We start from the raw sequence: 18094 nt of genomic DNA on the forward strand, positions 1-18094 counted from the left end.
TCTTAAAAAAGGTACGTTGTTGCGCTTTAGCGCTAAAGCGCAACAACGTACCTTCAAATATCACAAACGTATTAGGAAAACCTGGAACTCGTCAAGAAACGCACTTTATTTTGCTCCCTTAACCCAACCCCAAGCGACATTATGAATTTTGAAGAAATTTGGCAAGAATACGACTTTACCGAAGCCGAATTACTCTCAATGGGGTGGCAATTACCCAATGATTATATCCTCAATTTTAACTACTATTGGCAACTAAAACCAAATAATACTTCTTTACGAGTAGCTAGCGCTGACCAACCGTTAAATTTGATATTAAAATCTTGCATTCGTCTTGATGTAAAGCTCAATCCTAATGCCGATTTTATAGATAAATTACCTGCTAATCTTGGTACAATTATAGGTTGGGGTAAAATCACTCCTTCACCTTGGTTAGAAAATCTCTGTCTTCCCCCTCAAGAGTGGATTCATCTATTTTTTGATATTGGTGGCGATAACAGGATTGAAGCTGTTTGTAGAGGGATGACAATCGAACAATTAAAAAGAGATAGAGAGGCGGAACCTCTTAAAGCATTGTGACAAAGGTGCGCCTGGAAAAGAAATTTGGGGTAGACGCCAGAAACCCGGTTTTTTGGAAAAACCGGGTTTCTAACTTCCGGGTACGCGCCAGAAACCCGGTTTCTCCAAGAAACCGGGTTTCTGAGTTTATGCCATAATTAAACTAGGCAGTCTCGACCTTACGCGCTATGGCTTGGAACAGAGGGGATACACTAAAAGATGGTAAGTATACCATCCGGGGAGTGGTGGGACAAGGGGGTTTTGGCATCACCTATCGCGTCAGAGATGAAAATGGGCGACAATTCGCCCTGAAAACTCTCAACGATAAGGCAATTGCCGAACCGAATTTTGCTAAACTGCATGAAGATTTTATGAATGAGGCGCTACGGTTAGCGCAATTTAAAAATCATCCTCATATTGTTAAAATTTATAAGTTACTGCAAGAAAATCCGATCCAAAATAATGCCGGTAATCGCTTATTTCCCTTTGGTTCCCAACCTGCTAGTATTTCCTTATGCTGCATTTTGATGGAATATATCGAGGGAACTAATTTAGAGGAGTTGGTGGAAAAGCGAGGTGCAATACCCGAAGCAGAAGCGGTGCGCTATATTCAGCAAATTGGTAATGCAATGACTGCGATACATGGCGAAGGTTTGCTGCATCGAGATGTCAAACCGAGTAATATAATTTTACGCGCTAGTAATTCCGAAGCAGTGTTAATTGATTTTGGCATTGCGCGAGATTTCACTCCAACTCATTCAACTCATACAATCAGTGGTACTATCTGTTATGGAGCGCCTGAGCAATTCGATCCTACATTAGCAGAACCAAAAGATTATACTGATGTTTATGCTTTAGCCGCAACACTTTATCATTTAGTCACAGGTACGCTGCCAACTTCTGCTGTATTTAGGGCGATTAATGCACCTTTAAAACCAATTAAGCAGATTGTACCGAGTTTGAGCGATGAATTGCATAATGCTATTGTTTGGGGAATGGAGTTGTTACCCCAAAAACGTCCTCAGACGGTGCAAAGTTGGTTGAAGTTATTGAGTCAAATTGAGGCAGATGATTTAAGTTCGGATAAAGGAATAGATTATCGGAAGTTGCGAGATTTATTGAAGGGGGGAAGCTGGAAAGAGGCGGATGAGGAAACACTTAAGGTGATGCTGAAGGTGGCGGGAAGGGAAAAAGAAGGTTGGCTGTGCGGGGAAAGTATCGATAATTTTCCTTGTACGGATTTGCGTACTATCGACCAACTTTGGGTAAAATACAGTAAGGGGCGCTTTGGCTTTTCGGTGCAGAAGCGCATCTGGGAAAGTGTGGGGGGTAAACCAGGTGAGTGGAGTTTGGAAATTTTCAAGAAGTTCTGCGATCGCGTAGGCTGGTTAGAGATTAAAAAAGACGAATGGAAAAAGTACCCATCTGAATACACCTTCTCCCTAAATGCCCCAGTGGGGCATCTCCCTTGTGTGCCCCACTGGGGCATCTCCCGTTGGCTGCTCGTGGTGGCGCGGTCGCACGTGCAGTCTCTTCTCTCGCGTCGAGACTTGTAAAGTGTAGCCTATAAAGCTTTCCGAAAATTATTAAGATTTACAACAGAGGGAATTTCCACGAAGCTATGAGGGTTCTGGCTTTCCGATACCTGGCACGGAGGAAGGAAAATAGGAATTAGCCTGAATGAACGTTTCTGCGACAGCAGCAATTTCCGGGTCAGTAGCTTCCCACTCACCCCAAGGAAAGCACATCTGTCCGGGGGAGGATTTTTTCGACTTGGCTTTAATTTTCATTCCCGCCAGCAGACGACTACCCCAATGATTTTTCTTGTCTGATTTTGGCAGAGGGCGATATTTTTTACAGAAACCGCGATATTTAGCGGCGCATTCATCCAGCGTCTTACCCAGAGACAAAAAAGCGGGATGCCATTGGGTAATCCCATCATTACCTAATCTATCGTGAATGCCATAATTGCTGAAATCATAGAAAAATCCCTGCTGCATTCCCGCCGCTTTCGGATTAGCATGAATATAGCGTAAAGTATTCAGAGCGCGACGCTTATCGGTATTCGCAAAACCCGTAGAGTGATAGCGCTTTTCCCAAAAATGCCCCGTGCGATTCAACATTCTATTAAAGCACATCGCAGTATACCAATTCAACCAGTGCATGATTTTGGGTAAATCTTCTGGTTTTGCTGGTTCTAGCAAATAATGGACGTGATTGCTCATAATACAGAGAGCATAGAGTTTAAACCCATACTTCTGCTGCGCTTTTTTAATGGCGAAAAGGAGTACTTCCCGACATTCTATTCGAGTGAGGCGAAACTCGCGGTTATTGCAGCGAGTGGTAACATGGTAGGAGTATCCTGATTGTAGCTGACGTGGTTGGCGAGGCATGATGATGGTTTCAAAAATCGAGACACAATCAAAGATAAATTCTACTCTATCAGTTTTGTTAAACGAATTAGCAGAAGAATGCGAAACAGTGCTATTTCTGCTAACGCAGCTAAAGTTACCTAATTTAACAGATGACCAAAAAGGCGATATTCTAGCCGAACTAACTGGCGCTGTTTCTCACTTGCACGTACATACAGAAGATTTACCCGATTTAATTGGCGATGAAATTGAAACATTACCCGATGAGGAAGAGGATTTATTATGACAGGACATCATAAATTTAACCAACTCATCGATAATATTTCACCCGAAAGAAAAGCTAGAATTGCTCAAAAAACAGCCAAACTCAAGCAAGAAATAGCCTTAAATGAATTACAGCAAGCGTTTTTAGAAAAACAAACCGATCTCTATATTAATCATTTACGAGAGATGATTTCAGTTATGGGTGGTGAGTTAATTATTAAAGCTCGTTTTCCCGATCGAGAAGTGATCGTTAATTGTTTGAGTGACTTACTTGAAACTGAAACTTTAGGGTAAAATACCGTTATGTCATCGAATTTAACTAAGGAAGAAATCAAAGAAATGATTTTCCAGCTACCTGTCGCAGAAATTGTCGCACTGATGGCAGATATGGAGGAAAAAGTGGGAAATCTGACGATGATGCAGTTAGCAGAAACAGGTTTTGAGGAATGGAACGATCCAGAGGAAGATATTTACAATGACGAAGCCTAAGCTTACAGAAATTTGGTTAGTACGGTTTCCATTTAGCGATCTCACTTCCACAAAACTCAGACCTGCTCTTATTTTAGCAGTTCATAGATAGAAATTCATCATTTTGGGTATTTTCACAAAAGTACCTGTGGGTGAGTTAAGGGATACTTGGGTGTTAGTTGAAGAAACACATCAAGAATTTTCGCAAACTGGTCTTCAAAAACAATCTTTGATTAGGGCTGATAAAATTGCAACTGTAAATGAATCGGTATTTCAAAAGCGATTAGAAATATTGCCATCAGATCTTGAGACGCTAGTAAAAGAGGCTTTGAAAAAATCTCTTAACATATCTGCGGACGACACCTGAAGACAATTTTTCGCAGAGCGATATTATTGATTGGAGATTATAAAACAAGGGATAATCATTTTATGAAAAGTAGCTCTCGATCGCCGATCGACTGTCGCCATCACCCGCCTCAGACTCAAGTCTGAGGCTAATAGCGAAAGTCCATTTAAATGGACTGGAAGAGTAGAATTCAGTCCACTGAAGTGGACTTACGCTATTAGCCAGCGAATTGATTCGCTGGCGGGCTGTAAGCGAAGCCATTGGCTTTGTGTAGAATTAAACCGTGAGTTGTCCAGTTTATTATTGCCATTTCTTAATCCGCTTTTTAGCTTCTGGATGGGAAATAATATCACCAGTCTCGACTTGCTTTAAACCTTGTTCAACTTTGTATAAAAAGTACAGGCGTTCCATCACTTCCTCAAAAGTAACGTCTTGCGACATTTCCTCTACCGCCTTGAGAACTTTATCTTTTACTGTAGTATTTGTCATAAGTAAGTGTTCTCCGATCGAACGTCTATAAAATATATGTTAAGCCATATTGATGAAAACTGGCACAAAGCGCGATCGCGAAGCGTGGCGTTAGCCGTATCGCTCTTTTTTCTTTTTCATAATAGAAAGTGCGATCGCCTATAATGTTATAAAAGAGGTAATCTTATGAATACACTACAGACAAAAGTAGCAACTGACACCTGGGTTGTAGCGAGTTGGGATGAATTTATCCAGACTTGTGAAGATCCAGCTTACAAAAAAGCCAAGTGCTACTACCGCAACGGAGAAATGAGGATTGAAACAATGGGAATTGGGCCAAATCACGCCAGCGATAATACAATTATCATCTTTGCTGTCAACCTATTATGTACAATCAAAGGTATTCCTGTCAAAGGTTTAACCAACGGTAGCTACCAGAAAACTGGTGTAAGAGAAGCTCAACCAGATATATCTTACTATATTGGAGAGCGATCGCAATTTGCGCCAACAGGAAGCGCTATAGCCAATCTTGATAATGTTGCACCGCCCGATTTAGCGATCGAAGTCGCCGATACAAGTTTAGCTGACGATCTAGGGGAGAAACGATTACTTTACGAAGAGTTAGAAGTTAGGGAATATTGGGTAGTAGACGTACAAAAAGCACTAATTATTGCTTTTGCTATTATCGCCAATAATGGCAGTAGGCGGATTACTGAGTCAGAGATTTTACCGGGATTGCAAATTTCTTTGTTAGAGGAAGCTTTACGGCGCAGTCGCGATGAGGATCAAACACAAGTAGGCGCTTGGTTGTTAACGCAATTTCAGCAATTATAAAATTAATAACTTTCCTATCTTTGTCTGCCAAATTGCCAATCCTCACCCCCAGGTAACTGAGTTAAATAATCATCTACCACTGCGGCTAACTCCTTAATCGAGTGATAATATGTCAAATATAACAGACTTTTAGCCGTGATAATTACCCGATTTCTATCTACCATCTCAGATAGTTGAAATGAAGTGTAATTACCATTGAACACTTCTACACTCGCATCGCGAATTGCCTGTTCTAGCGTATTTTCCAGCATTGTATCCCATTCATTTTGTTTGACGTAATAGGAAGTTTTATTATCTTGCAGATTCAAGTCTTTAATTTCGATAATCGAACCGCGAATAGAAGCCGCCCAAGAATTAGTTAACCGCTGTTCCAGTTGGTTTTTAATCAAATGAATCAGCATCCTGAGAAGAAACGATTTAATATACCGTAGCGTCCCTTTTTTACTCATCCAATCTAGTTCGTCTACAATTGCCAAAGCGTCTTCATAGCGTCCTTCCAGGATACTCGCTCTTAAATCAATTAATTCCTGAGTCATAATTGATACCGACCTCCCCGGCTGGTTTCCAATAAGCTAAGTATAGCTAAAAATTGTGGTGAGCAAATGGCAAAAAGCTTATTTTATGAAAGTGCGCTCGCACTTTCATTTCCTACCCCGAAATCAATCGCAATTACCGTAGCGTAAGGATCGATCGCTATTTCTGGCACTTTAATTATTAACTCACCAATCGGATCGCCATTTAACAGCGAATCCATAATCGCGCAACGAGTAGTATAAGAAAGTTCCATCCCACTACCCAAAACCTGCACGGATTTTACTCTTTTAATAGGCACTCCCCGCAGGTCAATGCTATCATAAGGTTTCATCAATAAATGTAGGTAAATTCTATTTCCTCGGCGGGTGGAAGGGCCATAAAATTGCCAAGGTTCTAATCCAGGTTCTGTACCGATAATACTCTCTTCATTGTCACCAATCCAGTTTTCTACCTCTGCCAATCTTCCCAGCAATTCTAGTTGAATTTTGCCATCACCCATTGGGCTAACATTCAACAGCAAATTGCCACCTTTGCCAGCTACTTCACACAAAGTATGAATTATGCGCCGAGGTGATTTAAAACTTTTATCGTTTGAGTTATAACCCCAACTTTCATTAATTGTCATGCAGGTTTCCCAAGCACAAAGCGGCGGTTGGGGAGGAATAAATTGTTCTGGCGTATCGAAGTCACCGCAGCCCGGTAAGCGATCGTTAATTAAAATTTCTGGCTGTAACGATCGCACCATTTCACCTAATTCTTTGGCTTGCCATTGTTCCGGCGTGCGTTCCCAACTACCATCAAACCAAATTATATCTATTTTACCATAATTTGTCAATAATTCCCGCACTTGGTTAAACATAAAATCAATAAACCGTTGCCATTGTGCGGGATTGGGTTGACGATATTGCCCAAAAATGTATGGTTTATCAGCTTCGGTGAAAGCAGGATAATCGGGGTGATGCCAATCTATTAAAGAGAAGTATAAACCAACTCGCAAACCAGCCGATCGCATGGCGTCCACAAATTCCCCTACAATATCTTTACCGTAGGGCGATCGCTGAATTGAAAAGTCAGATACCTGGGTATGAAACATGGCAAAACCATCATGATGTTTCGCCGTCAAAATCGCATATTGCATACCCAAGCATTTCGCAAACTTCGCCCACTCCTGCGGGTTATAATTCTGGGGATTAAAAGTTGATGCGGTACTGTGATATTCCTCTACCGGGATATTTTGGGAATAGGGAAGACTGAACGCACCTCCGACTAAAGGCCAGGATAACTCACAACCGCGTTGGCTGCTATGTCCCCAATGCACGAACATCCCAAAACGAGCAGTATCGAACCAATTTTTATCAGGCATTTTTCGCTTAAAATTCCACACTCAACGGCGCACGCGGGAAAGGAATCACATCCCGAATATTCCCCATTCCCGTCATAAATTGTACCAATCTTTCAAATCCCAAACCAAACCCGGCGTGAGGAACTGTACCATAGCGGCGTAAATCCAAATACCACCATAAATCTGTGGCATTTATGCCCATACTTTCAATTCGCCGCTGTAGCATTTCCAGACGTTCTTCCCGTTGCGAACCACCAATAATTTCGCCGATTTTGGGAGCCAAAATATCCATCGCCCGCACTGTTTTTTCGTCATCGTTGAGACGCATATAAAAAGCTTTAATTTTGGCGGGATAATCGGTGACAATCACAGGCTTTTTGAACAGTTCTTCAGCTAGGTAACGTTCGTGTTCTGATTGTAAATCTAATCCCCAACTGACTGGATATTCAAACTTTTTATCAGCTTTTTCCAAAAGCGCGATCGCATCCGTATATGTCAACCGCTCAAACTCATTATTGATAATATTTTCAGCCGTAGCTAAAACGGAATTATCAATCCGCTGATTGAAAAACTCCATATCTTCCGGGCAGTTATCCAAGACATATTTAAAGATATATTTCAGAAACTCCTCAGCCAAATCCATATCTCCTTCCAAGTCGCAGAAAGCAATCTCAGGTTCCACCATCCAAAACTCTGCCAAATGACGGGAAGTATTAGAATTTTCAGCCCGGAAAGTCGGCCCAAATGTATAAACATTACTAAAAGCCATCGCCATCACTTCAGCTTCCAATTGTCCGCTGACAGTTAAATAAGCGGGGCGTCCAAAAAAGTCTTTGCTATAATCAACTTCTTGCTTTTCCGTGCGGGGAACATCCTTCAAATCCAAACTCGTAACAGCGAACATTTCTCCCGCGCCTTCGCAATCGCTAGCGGTGATAATGGGGGCATGAACCCAGATAAAACCGCGTTCTTGAAAAAACTGATGAATTGCCGTTGCACAGGCATTGCGGACGCGGAAAACCGCACCAAAAGAATTAGTGCGCGATCGCAAATGTCCAATTTCCCGCAAAAACTCAAACGAGTGCCTTTTCTTTTGTAGCGGATAAGTTTCGGGATCGGCTTCACCATAAACCTTTACCGCCGACGCCTTCAACTCGATTCGCTGTCCCTTCGCTGGAGACGACACCAGCACTCCCTCAACTTCCAGAGATGCGCCCGTGTTCAACTGCTTGAGCATTGTAGCATAATCTGGCAAATCCTGATTCAGCACCACTTGCAAGTTCGCCAGAGAAGAACCATCATTTACCTCCACAAAGGTAAACTCTTTCAATTCCCGTTTCGTGCGAACCCAACCTTGAACTTTCACAGATTCATCAGGTTGGCCATTTTTGAGTAAATCGGCAATACGTCGAGTCATATCGATTTTGGATTTTGGATTTTGGATTTTGGATTAACCAAAACTAGGCAGACAGATGGCAAGAAATATGCTTCACTTTAGCCACTACAAGATTTTAGCAGCCAGCCGATCGCGATCCCCATCCCCCCAAAGCGGACAGCCATCCAAAAAGGCTCCTTCAGGCTACTCCAAGAGAAAAGACTGCTTTCTAAGTTAACTTCCAACACTTCCAACTGCTGTTTAATTTCCTGCAACTCTCGGCTTAGTTCCGGGGATCGGTTGGTACGCCGTTGTTGTCGCACTTCCTCATAGCGATGTTTTAATTCAACCTGTCGCTGTTTATCCTGTTGTACTTGAGCATAGCGTTCCTTGAGGGCTTGGAGCGATCGGTCTACTTCCTCCAACCCTTGCACAAATTCTCGTTCAAACTCTTCCGATTGGTCTGGGGATCGCTGGTCAGATTCTCGATCGGGCTTCATAAAGTAGAGTAAGAGTAAATGCGAGTGTGACTTCAGTATGCCCGAACCGACCCAGCTTCTGAAAACCGATATCCTAAAAGAGCTTAGTACCCTGGAACTAGCTCAAGCGCTCATGGAGCGGCTCACCATCACCCCGAACGACTGGCACCGCCTTAAATCTAACCGCAAAGCGCGTGCTAGCGAGCAAGCAGCCGGTGCGATCGTCTTTCTGCTTAACGATAAGCCAGAAGAAGCCCTGCTAAGATTAAACCAAGCATCAGGCTGGATCGATCGCTCAATTTCAGCGCCTCCCTGTCCTACGCACAGTCAAAAGGAGATCTCTTGAGCAGGGAAGGATCTTCCCCTAGCGAAACAGGGGTAGTCTGTACCGGCTCTTAATCTGCTTGCATAGACTCAACTCTGTTCCGTCAGGGTTCCAAACCACTTGCTCAAAAACTTTGTATAGAATATACAAACCTCTGCCGCATTCAGACTCTTCGGGAGGCAAATGCCCATCGGGATCGACTTGAGAAAGACAACAAGAGCTAAATCCCGCTCCTTGGTCTGAAATCACCCACCAATAGTGATCTGCAAGCATTGCAAATCGCACTACAACTGTTTTACTAGGATCTAGCTTATTCCCATGCTTGGCAGCATTCACCAAAGCTTCCTGTAATCCCAGTCGTACTTCTGCTTGCCATTGGTCAGGGATTTCAGCCACAAGCAGATCCAGAATCGGACAAAGGTAGAGAGTCGAGGCAAAGCTAATCGTAGCCCAGCAGCGCCCAACCGGACGCCTTGAAATAGCAATCACTCTGAAGACCCCCTCGCTTTCAGGTGGACATACTGAAGTTTTTGCACAGCTTCCATCCTTGCGATCGTTGCATTGTATTTGGTTATAAGCTTTTTCTCAGGTCTAATGGGTTCATAACTAGGCTTTGCCACCTACATTGCAATCATTTTTGTGCATTTTCTTGTATGATGCCTAAGTTTGCTTCGATCCCACTAGGTGAGCATTCCCATCCGAGATTTTGACAATCGATAGCTTGAGCAATAGCCATCATTTCACCTCTACAGGTGTATAGTTTCTCGGTGGGGGTCATACCTACCTATTTTCTATTGTATCGAAACATTCTTAAAAAACCAGTGGGGGCTAGAGGGGAATTTTAGATTTTAGATTTTAGATTTAATTTCAAGAAAGAAATCTTCTCCCCTAGCCCCTAGCCCCTAATCCCTAGCCCCATTCTTCCCCCTGGCCCGATCAAATACCAAAGAGGCTTTGAATGCGTTTGCGTATCCAGATAAAAGGGTTCTCCTCCAAACCATCTTCCGTCAATAAGCCCAAGTCTCGCAGAGCCTGCTGACGTTGAGATAAGGTTTGGGCTATTTGATCTGCTAAATCCCGATGCTCTTGCAATAATTTCTGTAAATCATTGCGATCGACAACAAAAAGTATCGTATCTGACAAAGTGCGAACCGTTGCTGAGCGGGGAATTCCCAACAGCAAAGACATCTCGCCAAAAAACTCCCCATCGTGAAGCGTTGCGATATACTTCTGTGCCCGCTCAGAAAAAACTTCTACAGAACCTGTCAAAATAATGTAAAATGAATCTCCTGGTTCATTTTCTAGACACACAACCTGCCCTGCTGGAAACAACTGTCGATACCCGTATTCAATCAATTGCCGCAGTTCTAAGTCCTTGCAAGACTCAAAGTAAGTCACCCGCCGCAACAAATCGCGGAGAGTCAAGTTACTGGGTGACTTGGAAACTGGATGAATTGGTTCAGATGGTACGGTTTTTTGGGAAGGTTCTTTGCCATCGGTAACTTCAGTATCGCTACTTTTATTAACCAGCGTATTTAACTGTTCTATATTTTTAATCGACAGTTCACGCTGCGGGAAAGGGGTTTTGATGTGGCGGTGGCGTAATTCATGCTCAATATGAAAGTTTAAGGCACTTTTAATTGGATCGCTATTTGGAGGTTCGTCTATCCAAACCAACAATTCAAAATTTAAACAACTATCCCCAAAACTTTTAAACCATACTTTAGGAGAAGGATAAGATAAGACTCCAGACTCCATACGAGCGGCAGCCAAAAGTGCCTCTGTGACCGATACAGTGTCACTGCCATAGGCAACCCCGACGGGGATATGGATACAGCATTTCGGATCTCGATAACTCCAGTTAATAATATTATTTTCGACAAAACGGATATTAGGAACGATCACAAACACGCCGTCGATAGTACGGACAATCGTAGAACGGATAGAAATATTTTCTACAGTTCCTAATAAGCCATCAACCTCGACAAAATCTCCGACTTTAATCGGTTGTTCCACCAGTAGCGTCAGTCCGCTGATAAAGTTACTGGCTAAATTTTGCAGCCCAAAGCCAAATCCAATTCCCAAAACTCCAGCTAATACAGTCAAAGAACTGAGGTCAATGCCTGCGGTTTGCAGCACGATCAAACAACCCAAGGCGGCGAAGAAATAACCGATGACAGTAGCGATCGCTTCTCGACTTCCCCGATCCAGTTTCAAGCGCACCAGCAGCCTTTTCTTAATCCACTCGCTGAGAGATCGGGAAACGAAGAAAACTGCCAAACCTAACAAAATCAGCGATATAATCGAACTCAGAGAGAGAGATTTTTCCCCGATCTTAAAAAGCTCAGTCGTAAATAGCCTGGATAAGCTTGTGTAAATTTGCTGTCCGCCCTGGGAAATCCAATTCATAATTTATCCGTATAAAATGTTATCGATTCTCGTCACTTCCAAGCGAATGCGGCAAAACTCCCGGCTTTGCCAGCGGGAAATTTGAATAAATCTATACTGAAGGTAGAGAGACAAATTCCGTCCGAGGGAAGCTATGGCTGCAAATCCCAACATTATGCAAGCTGTCGAACAGCTGGGCTACCGCGTTACCTTAGGGGATGTGGCGGCAAAAGCAGGACTAGACCTAAATGTAGCTCAGCAAGGATTACTAGCGCTAGCATCCGACGCTGGCGGACATTTGCAGGTGGCAGAATCTGGGGAAATTGCTTACCAGTTTCCCCAGAATTTTCGGGCGATTTTGCGAAACAAGTTTTTGCGGTTGCGGCTACAAGAATGGTGGGAAAAGATCTGGAAGGTTTTGTTTTACCTGATCCGGATTAGCTTTGGGATAGTCTTGCTGGCTTCGATCGTTTTAATCTTTGTAGCGATCGCAATTATCCTCATCTCCCTCAATTCCAGTCGCGACAGCGACGACTCCCCCAGCAGCGACAACGGCGGCGGCACACTCTTCTTACCCTACTACTGGTTTGCTCCCGATTGGTTCTGGGTTTTCTATCCCGACTACGACACTCCCCAATACCAACATCGACGGCGGGAAAAACCCCAGCTGAATTTTCTGGAAGCCATCTTCTCATTCCTGTTTGGCGATGGCAATCCCAATGCCAATCTAGAAGAACGCCGCTGGCAAGAAATCGGTACTGCCATTCGCAACAACCGGGGATCTGTAGTCGCAGAACAAATCGCGCCCTATCTAGACGACATCGGCGGGGGATACTCGCGAGAGTACGAAGACTATATGCTGCCGGTGCTGACTAGATTTAACGGATATCCCGAAGTCAGTCCCGATGGACAAATGGTGTATCGCTTTCCCGATTTGCAGGTAACAGCTGCCCAGCAGCATCAACAACCAATACCTGCTTATCTGCAAGAGTTGTCCTGGCGTTTTAGTAGCGCCAGTTCCGGACAAAATATCCTCTCAATTGGATTGGGTGCTATCAATTTAATCGGTGGCTTGGTTCTGGGTAACTTGTTGGCTGGTGGAACCGTTGCGGCGCAATTAGGGGGACTCGTCGGCTTTGTTCAGTCAATTTACTGGCTTTTGCTGGGCTACGGTATAGCTTTCCTCACAGTACCTTTAATTCGCTACTTTTGGATTCAGTGGCGCAACAGCAAGATCGACTTTCGCAATCAACAGCGGCAAGCAAGAACTATGCAACTAAAGCAACCCAGTCCAGAACTACAGAAAAAAATTGCTTACGCTCGCCAATTTGCGGCAGAAAAAGTGATCGATCGCAAAGATTTGGTTTACACTACAGAAACCGATTTGCTGGAGCAGGAGCTCGAACATCAAGAGCAAATCGATGCCGAATGGCAGAGGCGTCTGAAAGACTCCGACTCTTAAAAAACCAAAAAAACCGAAAAAACCATACCCGTAACTTGGGTATAGTTCACGTTAAAGCTACCGCTATACTGATTGTCGGTTACCGGGATTCGTTCACCACTTTAATTTTGGCAAGAGTCGTGTTTTGGTAATAGTGGCGCACAATTTGCTGGTAGTTTGCTCCCTGGCGAGCCATACTGTAAGCTCCCCACTGACTCAAACCGAGACCGTGACCGTAACCGCGCCCTTCAATCCTGAACGTGCTGGGAACAGATTTGCCAGCAGTGTCAGCGGTGACGGTGAACCATGTGCTTCTTAGTCCCAGTGCCAGACGCAGGGCTGGGCCGCTGATTACCCGCGAACTGCGATCGCCGATCACTTTCATCGTGATGATGCGTCCAAATGGGGATGTGCGCTCCGGTGTCATAGACAGCACATTGCCCACACCGCTAATGCGGCTGCTGAGTTCCTCGCGGGTGAAATTTTTTACCCATTGGGCTTCAGGGGTATTCCCATCGAAGTCTGGAACGCCCCGCAGGTAGGGTAGGTTATCTGACCAGACATTTTCAACGTTTTCGGTGTGTCCGCCAGAGGAGGAGTGGAACGCGGCGAGAATAATTTTGCCGTTGTAGGTCACCACTTGACCGGCTGTAGTATCCACTGCCGAGTACATGGGTGGGGCTTCACTTTCAATGCCTTTATAAACCTGCCATGCGATCGTATCGCCCAAATCGTAAGTGCTGTTGCCCCTAGTTTGACGCTGGTAAAGCGCGTAGGTGCGGGCGGCTACTGCTTGAGCCTTGAGGGCTTCTTGAGGCCAGTTAGCGTATACTTCTCCGCCCAAAACGCTGTAGAGATACTTTTCGAGATCGACGTAGTTGATGGCAGTCAAGCCTTTGTCTGTGAGAACAACTCGCGTGCGTCCTCGATACCAGCGTTCGCCAATCCAAACATAGCCATTATTATCAGGCTCAACCCAAAGCGAGGTTGAACGCCACCGATCTAAAACGACGCCACCGCCATTCGCTTGAGCGTAGAACGCATTCATCGGCGCAATTTCTCCCAGGCGCTTACCGGCAGCATCGCGGACAACTGCTTTGGTGGTACTGCCAACTTTGACCTGACTCACACTTTCTTCAATGGCGACTCGCAATTCCAGCGCCTGTGCAGTAGCACCCAGTAAAATCCAGAACAGCATTGCCAGCCAGAGCTTTGGCCCTTTTTGGGGCATGGACTGGCTTAATTTTGTAGATAAAACGGAGAAGAGGAAACGAGTAGTTACCATCTTGTTCAAAACCTCCTCACACGGCTGATTATTGAGGTTACGAGCATTTTACACGATTGAATTTGGACGAAATTGTTTAAGTTAGGTCGTCAATTCCCACTTAAACTTTTATTGTACGATTCTGGTTATGTTTACCATGTTTGCGGTTTTGCTGCTTTGCCCGGTTTAAACTTTCTATCTAAAGATAGATATAGCTGGCAGCGACCGAACAGTCAAATAGCATATCGCAATTCTGCTCAATGGTAAAGAAAAAGTTTTTGACCAGCTAATATGGCAATAGAGAAGTTCCTAAAATTTGGATAAGGTTGACTAAAAGCCCGTGCAGATTACTTTTTTGGGCACAAGCTCTGGTGTACCAACGCGATCGCGCAATGTTTCTAGCGTTGCCTTGCGCCTGCCTCAGCGGGCTGAATTTTGGCTGTTTGACTGCGGCGAAGGCACTCAGCACCAATTACTGCGAAGTGACCTCAAAATCAGCCAGCTGACTCGCATTTTTATTACTCACCTGCACGGCGATCACATATTTGGCTTGATGGGTCTTTTGGCAACCGCTGGTTTGGCTGGCAATCCCACTAGAATTGATATTTACGGGCCTCCAGGTCTAAATGAATACCTGCGAGCCTGCGAACGTTATTCTTATACTCATCTTTCCTATCCGCTCAAGGTGCATACCGTTCAGCCTGGATTAATCTACGAGGATGAGGAATTCACCGTCAGTTGCGGGCCTCTAAAGCATCGCGTCACCGCTTTCGGCTATCGGGTGGTGGAAAAAGACCGGCCTGGGCGTTTTAATGTAGAAAAAGCAGCCCAGTTGGGCATTCCCTCTGGCCCTATCTACGGCAAACTCAAACGCGGCGACCAAGTTACGCTTCCAGATGGGCGTCAAATTAATGGGGCTGATTTATGCGAACCAACGGAAATAGGGCGGAAAATTGCTTATTGTACTGACACGGTTTATTGCGATGGCGCTGTGGAATTAGCACAAGATGCGGATGTGTTAATTCACGAAGCTACTTTTGCTCACCAAGATGCACAGCTTGCTTTCGATCGCTTGCACTCAACCTCGACTATGGCGGCGCAGACGGCTTTGGGAGCGGGTGCAAGGCATCTCATTATGACTCATTTCAGCCCCCGCTACGCCCCTGGAAATGACATTCAGTTAAACGACCTGCTTGCGGAAGCGCGATCGATTTTCCCAAGTACGGAAATGGCTTATGACTTCTTGACTTATGAAGTAGCCCGAAGAAGGGACTAGGGGCAGAGGGGCAGAGGAGCAGAGGGGCAGAGGAGCAGAGGAGCAGAGGGGCAGGGGGGCAGGGGGGCAGAGGAGCAGAGGAGCAGAGGGAGAAATAAAAATGTTCTCAAATGAACGAAAGTATAACAACTCCGAAACAGTCAGTTCCTTTTACTTGTTTTTCAAGAGCCGATCGCGAATTTGAGTGAGATGAGCCTGGGTGTCAATAGGCGATCGCGGTGAGGGGGCCTCGGTGTTAGGCCAACCGGACAAATCAAAACAAGGACAAACCTCCGGAGGCAGCCCCACTTTACGCAGGGGTATTGGCATCGAACAACGAGCGCAGTCAATCATGTCCCACGCAGGTGCGAGCAGTTCCGCAATGGTTTCGTCTGTCCCTTCTAAATAACACTCGCCTGAGTCGGGTGAGAGGATTTGCTGCCAACATTGCTCAAATTCATCGCTGTAGCTCGCGCCCTGGATCACCTTGTTTGGCAGTAGCGTTTCCTGACCATTCCTAATTAAAACTTTCTTTCCCAACTGAAACCAATAGGCAAGATATTGTTTGACTTCATTTTCTGATGCCATAACGTTAATTGAAACCTCGGCAGAAACCAGGGAATTGTCGATCCCATGCTGCATAGAAGAACTTACTCTCACTGTAATCGTTGTTTTCCCAGATGGGTTTCCTGCTAGTGGATGATTGTCAGAGCAACAAAAGTACTAATTTTCCCCTGGCAATTTTCTGCTAGCGTTTGTCTGCCATCTACCCAAAGGCAGAATTTAGTGGTTTGGAGTAGTACCGCGCTGTTTAAGGTGTTAAACGGTTGCCTAAAATGCTCAAGTTTAAAACGTGACCGCCGGTGATTAAGTAAACAGGATCGGCTCTAGCACCCACTCGACGGACTAACATACCCAAGCGATCGCGGAACAACCGACCGACTGGGTAAGCAGGAACCACGCCCCAGCCAGTCTCTTCCGCTACAAAAATTAGATCGCCAACACAATTCTCAATATATTCCAGCAACTCTTGTAAAGTCTTATCCCAGGCAGCTTCATCTTGTTCCAGGAGGTTAGCTACCCAAGTTCCCAGAGAATCTATCAACAGACAACTGCGATCGGTTGCCTGTTGAATAGTTGCCCCCAGATCCACTGGCACTTCTACGGTGCGCCAGTCAGGAGGGCGTCGGTGCTGGTGTTGTTCAATCCTATGCTGCCACTCCGAGTCAGTTGGGTCAAGGTTGGCAGTAGCCACGTATATGACAGGTTTGCCAGACTCGATCGCCAAGGTTTCAGCCCATTCACTTTTACCAGACCGTGCAGGACCTGTCACCAAAATTACTCGCTTTTGAGCCGCTTGGGTCACGATCGATCTCATGAGTGGATGTGCATTGCCCACCATACACTAATAGCAAATAACTTCACCTCGTTGCTCATGAAGGGATTGCGAAAGTCCTCTTGTAACGTAAGGATAGAATAAATGCAAACTTACAGTTACAGTGTGCGGCTTCAGGCGATTCAGCTAAAACCAGTCCCAGGCAATTATGAAACTAGAATTACAAAAGATTGAGGAGACATTACAGCAGGTAGCGGCTCAAAGCGGCCCAAAAAAGGAGCAGCCGTCCTCAAAGTCGGGAAATCAGACCAATGGGTTGAAATCCCAGTCCCCAACTAGCCATCAAGACTATCCCACAAGGTCGGATCTCAAGGTAAATTCTTTTTCAGGGCAACAACAGCAAGCCAAAAAGACGCCAGCACTGCCCAAAATCGAATCGCCTCGGTTTACCAGTCACCGCAATGGCGTCAACCCATACCTGGCGATGACTCTGCTAAAAGAAATGGAAACGGTTGTGGGCCAATGGCAGACAGAATTGCGACAAATCTTACGACAAATTCAAGATATTTATCTAGACGGCCCGATTATCGAAGGTTGGTTGGAGTCCCTGTCTCCTCAAATACCAACAGAAGTGGCAGCAGTGCCCCATACTCAAAGGGGGAAAGATTCCCAATTCCACATTCAGAACGCTAGTGGGTATCGCTTAGTAGGTTGGAATGCTGATGGCAAGCGGTGGTATCGTCCCTGTCCGCCAGAGGAACTGCCCAGTGTTAGTCTGGCTCTAGCACGCTATCAAAAACTGCAACATCTGCTCGTCCGCAAGCAGGAACTGGAAACTCATCTCACTGAACTGGCTGAGGTTTTCGTCTTTTTGCAGGGACATATCCAAACGCTGTGATATAGCAAAGTGCTGAGTAAAGCTGTCCCTGCAAGGGAATTTATCGGTAAATTTCCATCTTTGCAAGGATTTATTGACTTTATTGGCTAATTATACCTGGTTTTTTGCATAAAGCTATAATTATTAGGAAAGCAATGTAAGATTGGGAAC

At 44.9% G+C, this 18094-nt stretch carries 23 protein-coding genes; 11 read left to right on the forward strand and 12 right to left on the reverse strand.

Annotation, left to right across the window (positions count from 1 at the left end; genetic code table 11):
* Positions 1 to 141: 141 nt before the first annotated feature.
* Together LAY41_RS06305 and LAY41_RS06310 are read left to right on the forward strand one after the other, a co-directional pair.
* Entirely contained in the window at positions 142 to 576 is a 435-nt protein-coding gene (locus tag LAY41_RS06305) for a hypothetical protein (RefSeq protein WP_249095404.1), read from the forward strand.
* Between the two features lie 167 nt (positions 577 to 743).
* A complete protein-coding gene (locus LAY41_RS06310; protein WP_249095407.1) occupies positions 744 to 2111 on the forward strand; it encodes a serine/threonine-protein kinase in 1368 nt (455 codons plus the stop codon).
* 63 nt (positions 2112 to 2174) lie between these two features.
* Here the strand turns inward: LAY41_RS06310 and LAY41_RS06315 are convergent, their stop codons facing one another.
* The gene (locus tag LAY41_RS06315) at positions 2175 to 2948 is read right to left on the reverse strand and encodes a transposase (RefSeq protein WP_249095409.1); all 774 of its coding nucleotides are present in this window, start codon (positions 2946 to 2948) and stop codon (positions 2175 to 2177) included.
* On the opposite strand from LAY41_RS06315, the gene LAY41_RS06320 reads away from it, so the two are divergent.
* The 4 genes from LAY41_RS06320 (at position 2947) to LAY41_RS06335 (ending at position 4026) form a co-directional block, all read left to right on the forward strand.
* A complete protein-coding gene (locus tag LAY41_RS06320) occupies positions 2947 to 3213 on the forward strand; it encodes a hypothetical protein (RefSeq protein ID WP_249095411.1) in 267 nt (88 codons plus the stop codon). The genes LAY41_RS06315 and LAY41_RS06320 overlap by 2 nt on opposite strands.
* Positions 3210 to 3485, forward strand: coding sequence for a hypothetical protein (locus LAY41_RS06325; RefSeq protein WP_249095413.1), 276 nt, complete (start codon positions 3210 to 3212; stop codon positions 3483 to 3485). Before LAY41_RS06320 ends, LAY41_RS06325 begins: the two co-directional genes overlap by 4 nt.
* Before the next feature lie 9 nt (positions 3486 to 3494).
* Complete coding sequence (locus LAY41_RS06330; protein WP_249095415.1) at positions 3495 to 3680, forward strand: hypothetical protein; 186 nt, start codon at positions 3495 to 3497, stop codon at positions 3678 to 3680.
* A gap of 103 nt (positions 3681 to 3783) precedes the next feature.
* The gene (locus tag LAY41_RS06335) at positions 3784 to 4026 is read left to right on the forward strand and encodes a type II toxin-antitoxin system PemK/MazF family toxin (RefSeq protein ID WP_249095417.1); all 243 of its coding nucleotides are present in this window, start codon (positions 3784 to 3786) and stop codon (positions 4024 to 4026) included.
* A 60-nt stretch (positions 4027 to 4086) separates the two neighbouring features.
* On the opposite strand, the gene LAY41_RS06340 is transcribed toward LAY41_RS06335, so the two are convergent.
* Both LAY41_RS06340 and LAY41_RS06345 read right to left on the reverse strand, forming a co-directional pair.
* Entirely contained in the window at positions 4087 to 4266 is a 180-nt protein-coding gene (locus LAY41_RS06340; RefSeq protein WP_249095419.1) for a hypothetical protein, read from the reverse strand.
* 39 nt (positions 4267 to 4305) lie between these two features.
* Positions 4306 to 4494 carry a hypothetical protein gene (locus LAY41_RS06345; protein WP_249095420.1) on the reverse strand — a complete coding sequence of 63 codons (189 nt, stop codon included), beginning with the start codon at positions 4492 to 4494 and terminating at the stop codon, positions 4306 to 4308.
* A gap of 165 nt (positions 4495 to 4659) precedes the next feature.
* Here LAY41_RS06345 and LAY41_RS06350 point away from each other — a divergent pair, with 165 nt between their 5' ends.
* Positions 4660 to 5307: a Uma2 family endonuclease gene (locus tag LAY41_RS06350; protein ID WP_249095423.1), complete on the forward strand. Its 648-nt coding sequence runs from the start codon at positions 4660 to 4662 to the stop codon at positions 5305 to 5307.
* 14 nt (positions 5308 to 5321) lie between these two features.
* Here the strand turns inward: LAY41_RS06350 and LAY41_RS06355 are convergent, their stop codons facing one another.
* From LAY41_RS06355 to LAY41_RS06370, 4 genes are all read right to left on the reverse strand, one after another.
* Entirely contained in the window at positions 5322 to 5843 is a 522-nt protein-coding gene (locus LAY41_RS06355; RefSeq protein ID WP_249095425.1) for a DUF29 family protein, read from the reverse strand.
* A gap of 83 nt (positions 5844 to 5926) precedes the next feature.
* The gene (locus tag LAY41_RS06360) at positions 5927 to 7204 is read right to left on the reverse strand and encodes an alpha-L-fucosidase (RefSeq protein WP_249095427.1); all 1278 of its coding nucleotides are present in this window, start codon (positions 7202 to 7204) and stop codon (positions 5927 to 5929) included.
* A gap of 7 nt (positions 7205 to 7211) precedes the next feature.
* On the reverse strand, positions 7212 to 8600 hold the full coding sequence (gene asnS, locus LAY41_RS06365; protein ID WP_249095429.1) for an asparagine--tRNA ligase: 1389 nt from the start codon (positions 8598 to 8600) through the stop codon (positions 7212 to 7214).
* A gap of 77 nt (positions 8601 to 8677) precedes the next feature.
* On the reverse strand, positions 8678 to 9058 hold the full coding sequence (locus LAY41_RS06370; protein ID WP_249095431.1) for a sll0565 family protein: 381 nt from the start codon (positions 9056 to 9058) through the stop codon (positions 8678 to 8680).
* A gap of 37 nt (positions 9059 to 9095) precedes the next feature.
* On the opposite strand from LAY41_RS06370, the gene LAY41_RS06375 reads away from it, so the two are divergent.
* Positions 9096 to 9383: a DUF6439 family protein gene (locus LAY41_RS06375; protein WP_249095433.1), complete on the forward strand. Its 288-nt coding sequence runs from the start codon at positions 9096 to 9098 to the stop codon at positions 9381 to 9383.
* A gap of 18 nt (positions 9384 to 9401) precedes the next feature.
* Here LAY41_RS06375 and LAY41_RS06380 read toward each other — a convergent pair whose 3' ends face one another.
* Entirely contained in the window at positions 9402 to 9851 is a 450-nt protein-coding gene (locus tag LAY41_RS06380; protein ID WP_249095435.1) for an ATP-binding protein, read from the reverse strand.
* A 447-nt stretch (positions 9852 to 10298) separates the two neighbouring features.
* Positions 10299 to 11771, reverse strand: a complete 1473-nt coding sequence (locus LAY41_RS06385) for a cyclic nucleotide-binding domain-containing protein (protein WP_249095437.1) — start codon at positions 11769 to 11771, stop codon at positions 10299 to 10301.
* A 133-nt stretch (positions 11772 to 11904) separates the two neighbouring features.
* Between LAY41_RS06385 and LAY41_RS06390 the strand changes: the two genes are divergently transcribed.
* Positions 11905 to 13212 (forward strand): hypothetical protein, encoded by a 1308-nt coding sequence (locus tag LAY41_RS06390; protein WP_249095439.1) that lies wholly within the window; start codon positions 11905 to 11907, stop codon positions 13210 to 13212.
* A gap of 79 nt (positions 13213 to 13291) precedes the next feature.
* On the opposite strand, the gene LAY41_RS06395 is transcribed toward LAY41_RS06390, so the two are convergent.
* Positions 13292 to 14422, reverse strand: a complete 1131-nt coding sequence (locus tag LAY41_RS06395; RefSeq protein WP_249095802.1) for a SpoIID/LytB domain-containing protein — start codon at positions 14420 to 14422, stop codon at positions 13292 to 13294.
* Positions 14423 to 14795: 373 nt separating this feature from the next.
* Here LAY41_RS06395 and LAY41_RS06400 point away from each other — a divergent pair, with 373 nt between their 5' ends.
* The gene (locus LAY41_RS06400; protein WP_249095440.1) at positions 14796 to 15731 is read left to right on the forward strand and encodes a ribonuclease Z; all 936 of its coding nucleotides are present in this window, start codon (positions 14796 to 14798) and stop codon (positions 15729 to 15731) included.
* A 150-nt stretch (positions 15732 to 15881) separates the two neighbouring features.
* Here LAY41_RS06400 and LAY41_RS06405 read toward each other — a convergent pair whose 3' ends face one another.
* Positions 15882 to 16298: a hypothetical protein gene (locus tag LAY41_RS06405; RefSeq protein WP_249095806.1), complete on the reverse strand. Its 417-nt coding sequence runs from the start codon at positions 16296 to 16298 to the stop codon at positions 15882 to 15884.
* 223 nt (positions 16299 to 16521) lie between these two features.
* Entirely contained in the window at positions 16522 to 17088 is a 567-nt protein-coding gene (cobU, locus tag LAY41_RS06410; RefSeq protein WP_249095442.1) for a bifunctional adenosylcobinamide kinase/adenosylcobinamide-phosphate guanylyltransferase, read from the reverse strand.
* A 166-nt stretch (positions 17089 to 17254) separates the two neighbouring features.
* On the opposite strand from cobU, the gene LAY41_RS06415 reads away from it, so the two are divergent.
* A complete protein-coding gene (locus LAY41_RS06415) occupies positions 17255 to 17944 on the forward strand; it encodes a hypothetical protein (protein ID WP_249095444.1) in 690 nt (229 codons plus the stop codon).
* Positions 17945 to 18094 lie beyond the last annotated feature (150 nt).

Source organism: Argonema galeatum A003/A1 (assembly GCF_023333595.1).
Taxonomy (GTDB): domain Bacteria; phylum Cyanobacteriota; class Cyanobacteriia; order Cyanobacteriales; family Aerosakkonemataceae; genus Argonema; species Argonema galeatum.

Excerpts from the sequence above, each read along its gene's own strand:
- LAY41_RS06340 (WP_249095419.1), bottom strand. The coding sequence starts at position 4,266 with ATGGCTTCGCTTACAGCCCGCCAGCGAATCAATTCGCTGGCTAATAGC.
- LAY41_RS06405 (WP_249095806.1), bottom strand. The coding sequence starts at position 16,298 with ATGGCATCAGAAAATGAAGTCAAACAATATCTTGCCTATTGGTTTCAG.
- asnS (WP_249095429.1), bottom strand. The coding sequence starts at position 8,600 with ATGACTCGACGTATTGCCGATTTACTCAAAAATGGCCAACCTGATGAA.
- LAY41_RS06395 (WP_249095802.1), bottom strand. The coding sequence starts at position 14,422 with ATGCCCCAAAAAGGGCCAAAGCTCTGGCTGGCAATGCTGTTCTGGATT.
- LAY41_RS06305 (WP_249095404.1), top strand. The coding sequence starts at position 142 with ATGAATTTTGAAGAAATTTGGCAAGAATACGACTTTACCGAAGCCGAA.
- LAY41_RS06370 (WP_249095431.1), bottom strand. The coding sequence starts at position 9,058 with ATGAAGCCCGATCGAGAATCTGACCAGCGATCCCCAGACCAATCGGAA.
- LAY41_RS06415 (WP_249095444.1), top strand. The coding sequence starts at position 17,255 with ATGAAACTAGAATTACAAAAGATTGAGGAGACATTACAGCAGGTAGCG.
- LAY41_RS06360 (WP_249095427.1), bottom strand. The coding sequence starts at position 7,204 with ATGCCTGATAAAAATTGGTTCGATACTGCTCGTTTTGGGATGTTCGTG.
- LAY41_RS06330 (WP_249095415.1), top strand. The coding sequence starts at position 3,495 with ATGTCATCGAATTTAACTAAGGAAGAAATCAAAGAAATGATTTTCCAG.
- LAY41_RS06310 (WP_249095407.1), top strand. The coding sequence starts at position 744 with ATGGCTTGGAACAGAGGGGATACACTAAAAGATGGTAAGTATACCATC.
- LAY41_RS06325 (WP_249095413.1), top strand. The coding sequence starts at position 3,210 with ATGACAGGACATCATAAATTTAACCAACTCATCGATAATATTTCACCC.
- cobU (WP_249095442.1), bottom strand. The coding sequence starts at position 17,088 with ATGAGATCGATCGTGACCCAAGCGGCTCAAAAGCGAGTAATTTTGGTG.
- LAY41_RS06320 (WP_249095411.1), top strand. The coding sequence starts at position 2,947 with ATGATGATGGTTTCAAAAATCGAGACACAATCAAAGATAAATTCTACT.
- LAY41_RS06345 (WP_249095420.1), bottom strand. The coding sequence starts at position 4,494 with ATGACAAATACTACAGTAAAAGATAAAGTTCTCAAGGCGGTAGAGGAA.
- LAY41_RS06350 (WP_249095423.1), top strand. The coding sequence starts at position 4,660 with ATGAATACACTACAGACAAAAGTAGCAACTGACACCTGGGTTGTAGCG.
- LAY41_RS06315 (WP_249095409.1), bottom strand. The coding sequence starts at position 2,948 with ATGCCTCGCCAACCACGTCAGCTACAATCAGGATACTCCTACCATGTT.
- LAY41_RS06385 (WP_249095437.1), bottom strand. The coding sequence starts at position 11,771 with ATGAATTGGATTTCCCAGGGCGGACAGCAAATTTACACAAGCTTATCC.
- LAY41_RS06355 (WP_249095425.1), bottom strand. The coding sequence starts at position 5,843 with ATGACTCAGGAATTAATTGATTTAAGAGCGAGTATCCTGGAAGGACGC.
- LAY41_RS06390 (WP_249095439.1), top strand. The coding sequence starts at position 11,905 with ATGGCTGCAAATCCCAACATTATGCAAGCTGTCGAACAGCTGGGCTAC.
- LAY41_RS06375 (WP_249095433.1), top strand. The coding sequence starts at position 9,096 with ATGCCCGAACCGACCCAGCTTCTGAAAACCGATATCCTAAAAGAGCTT.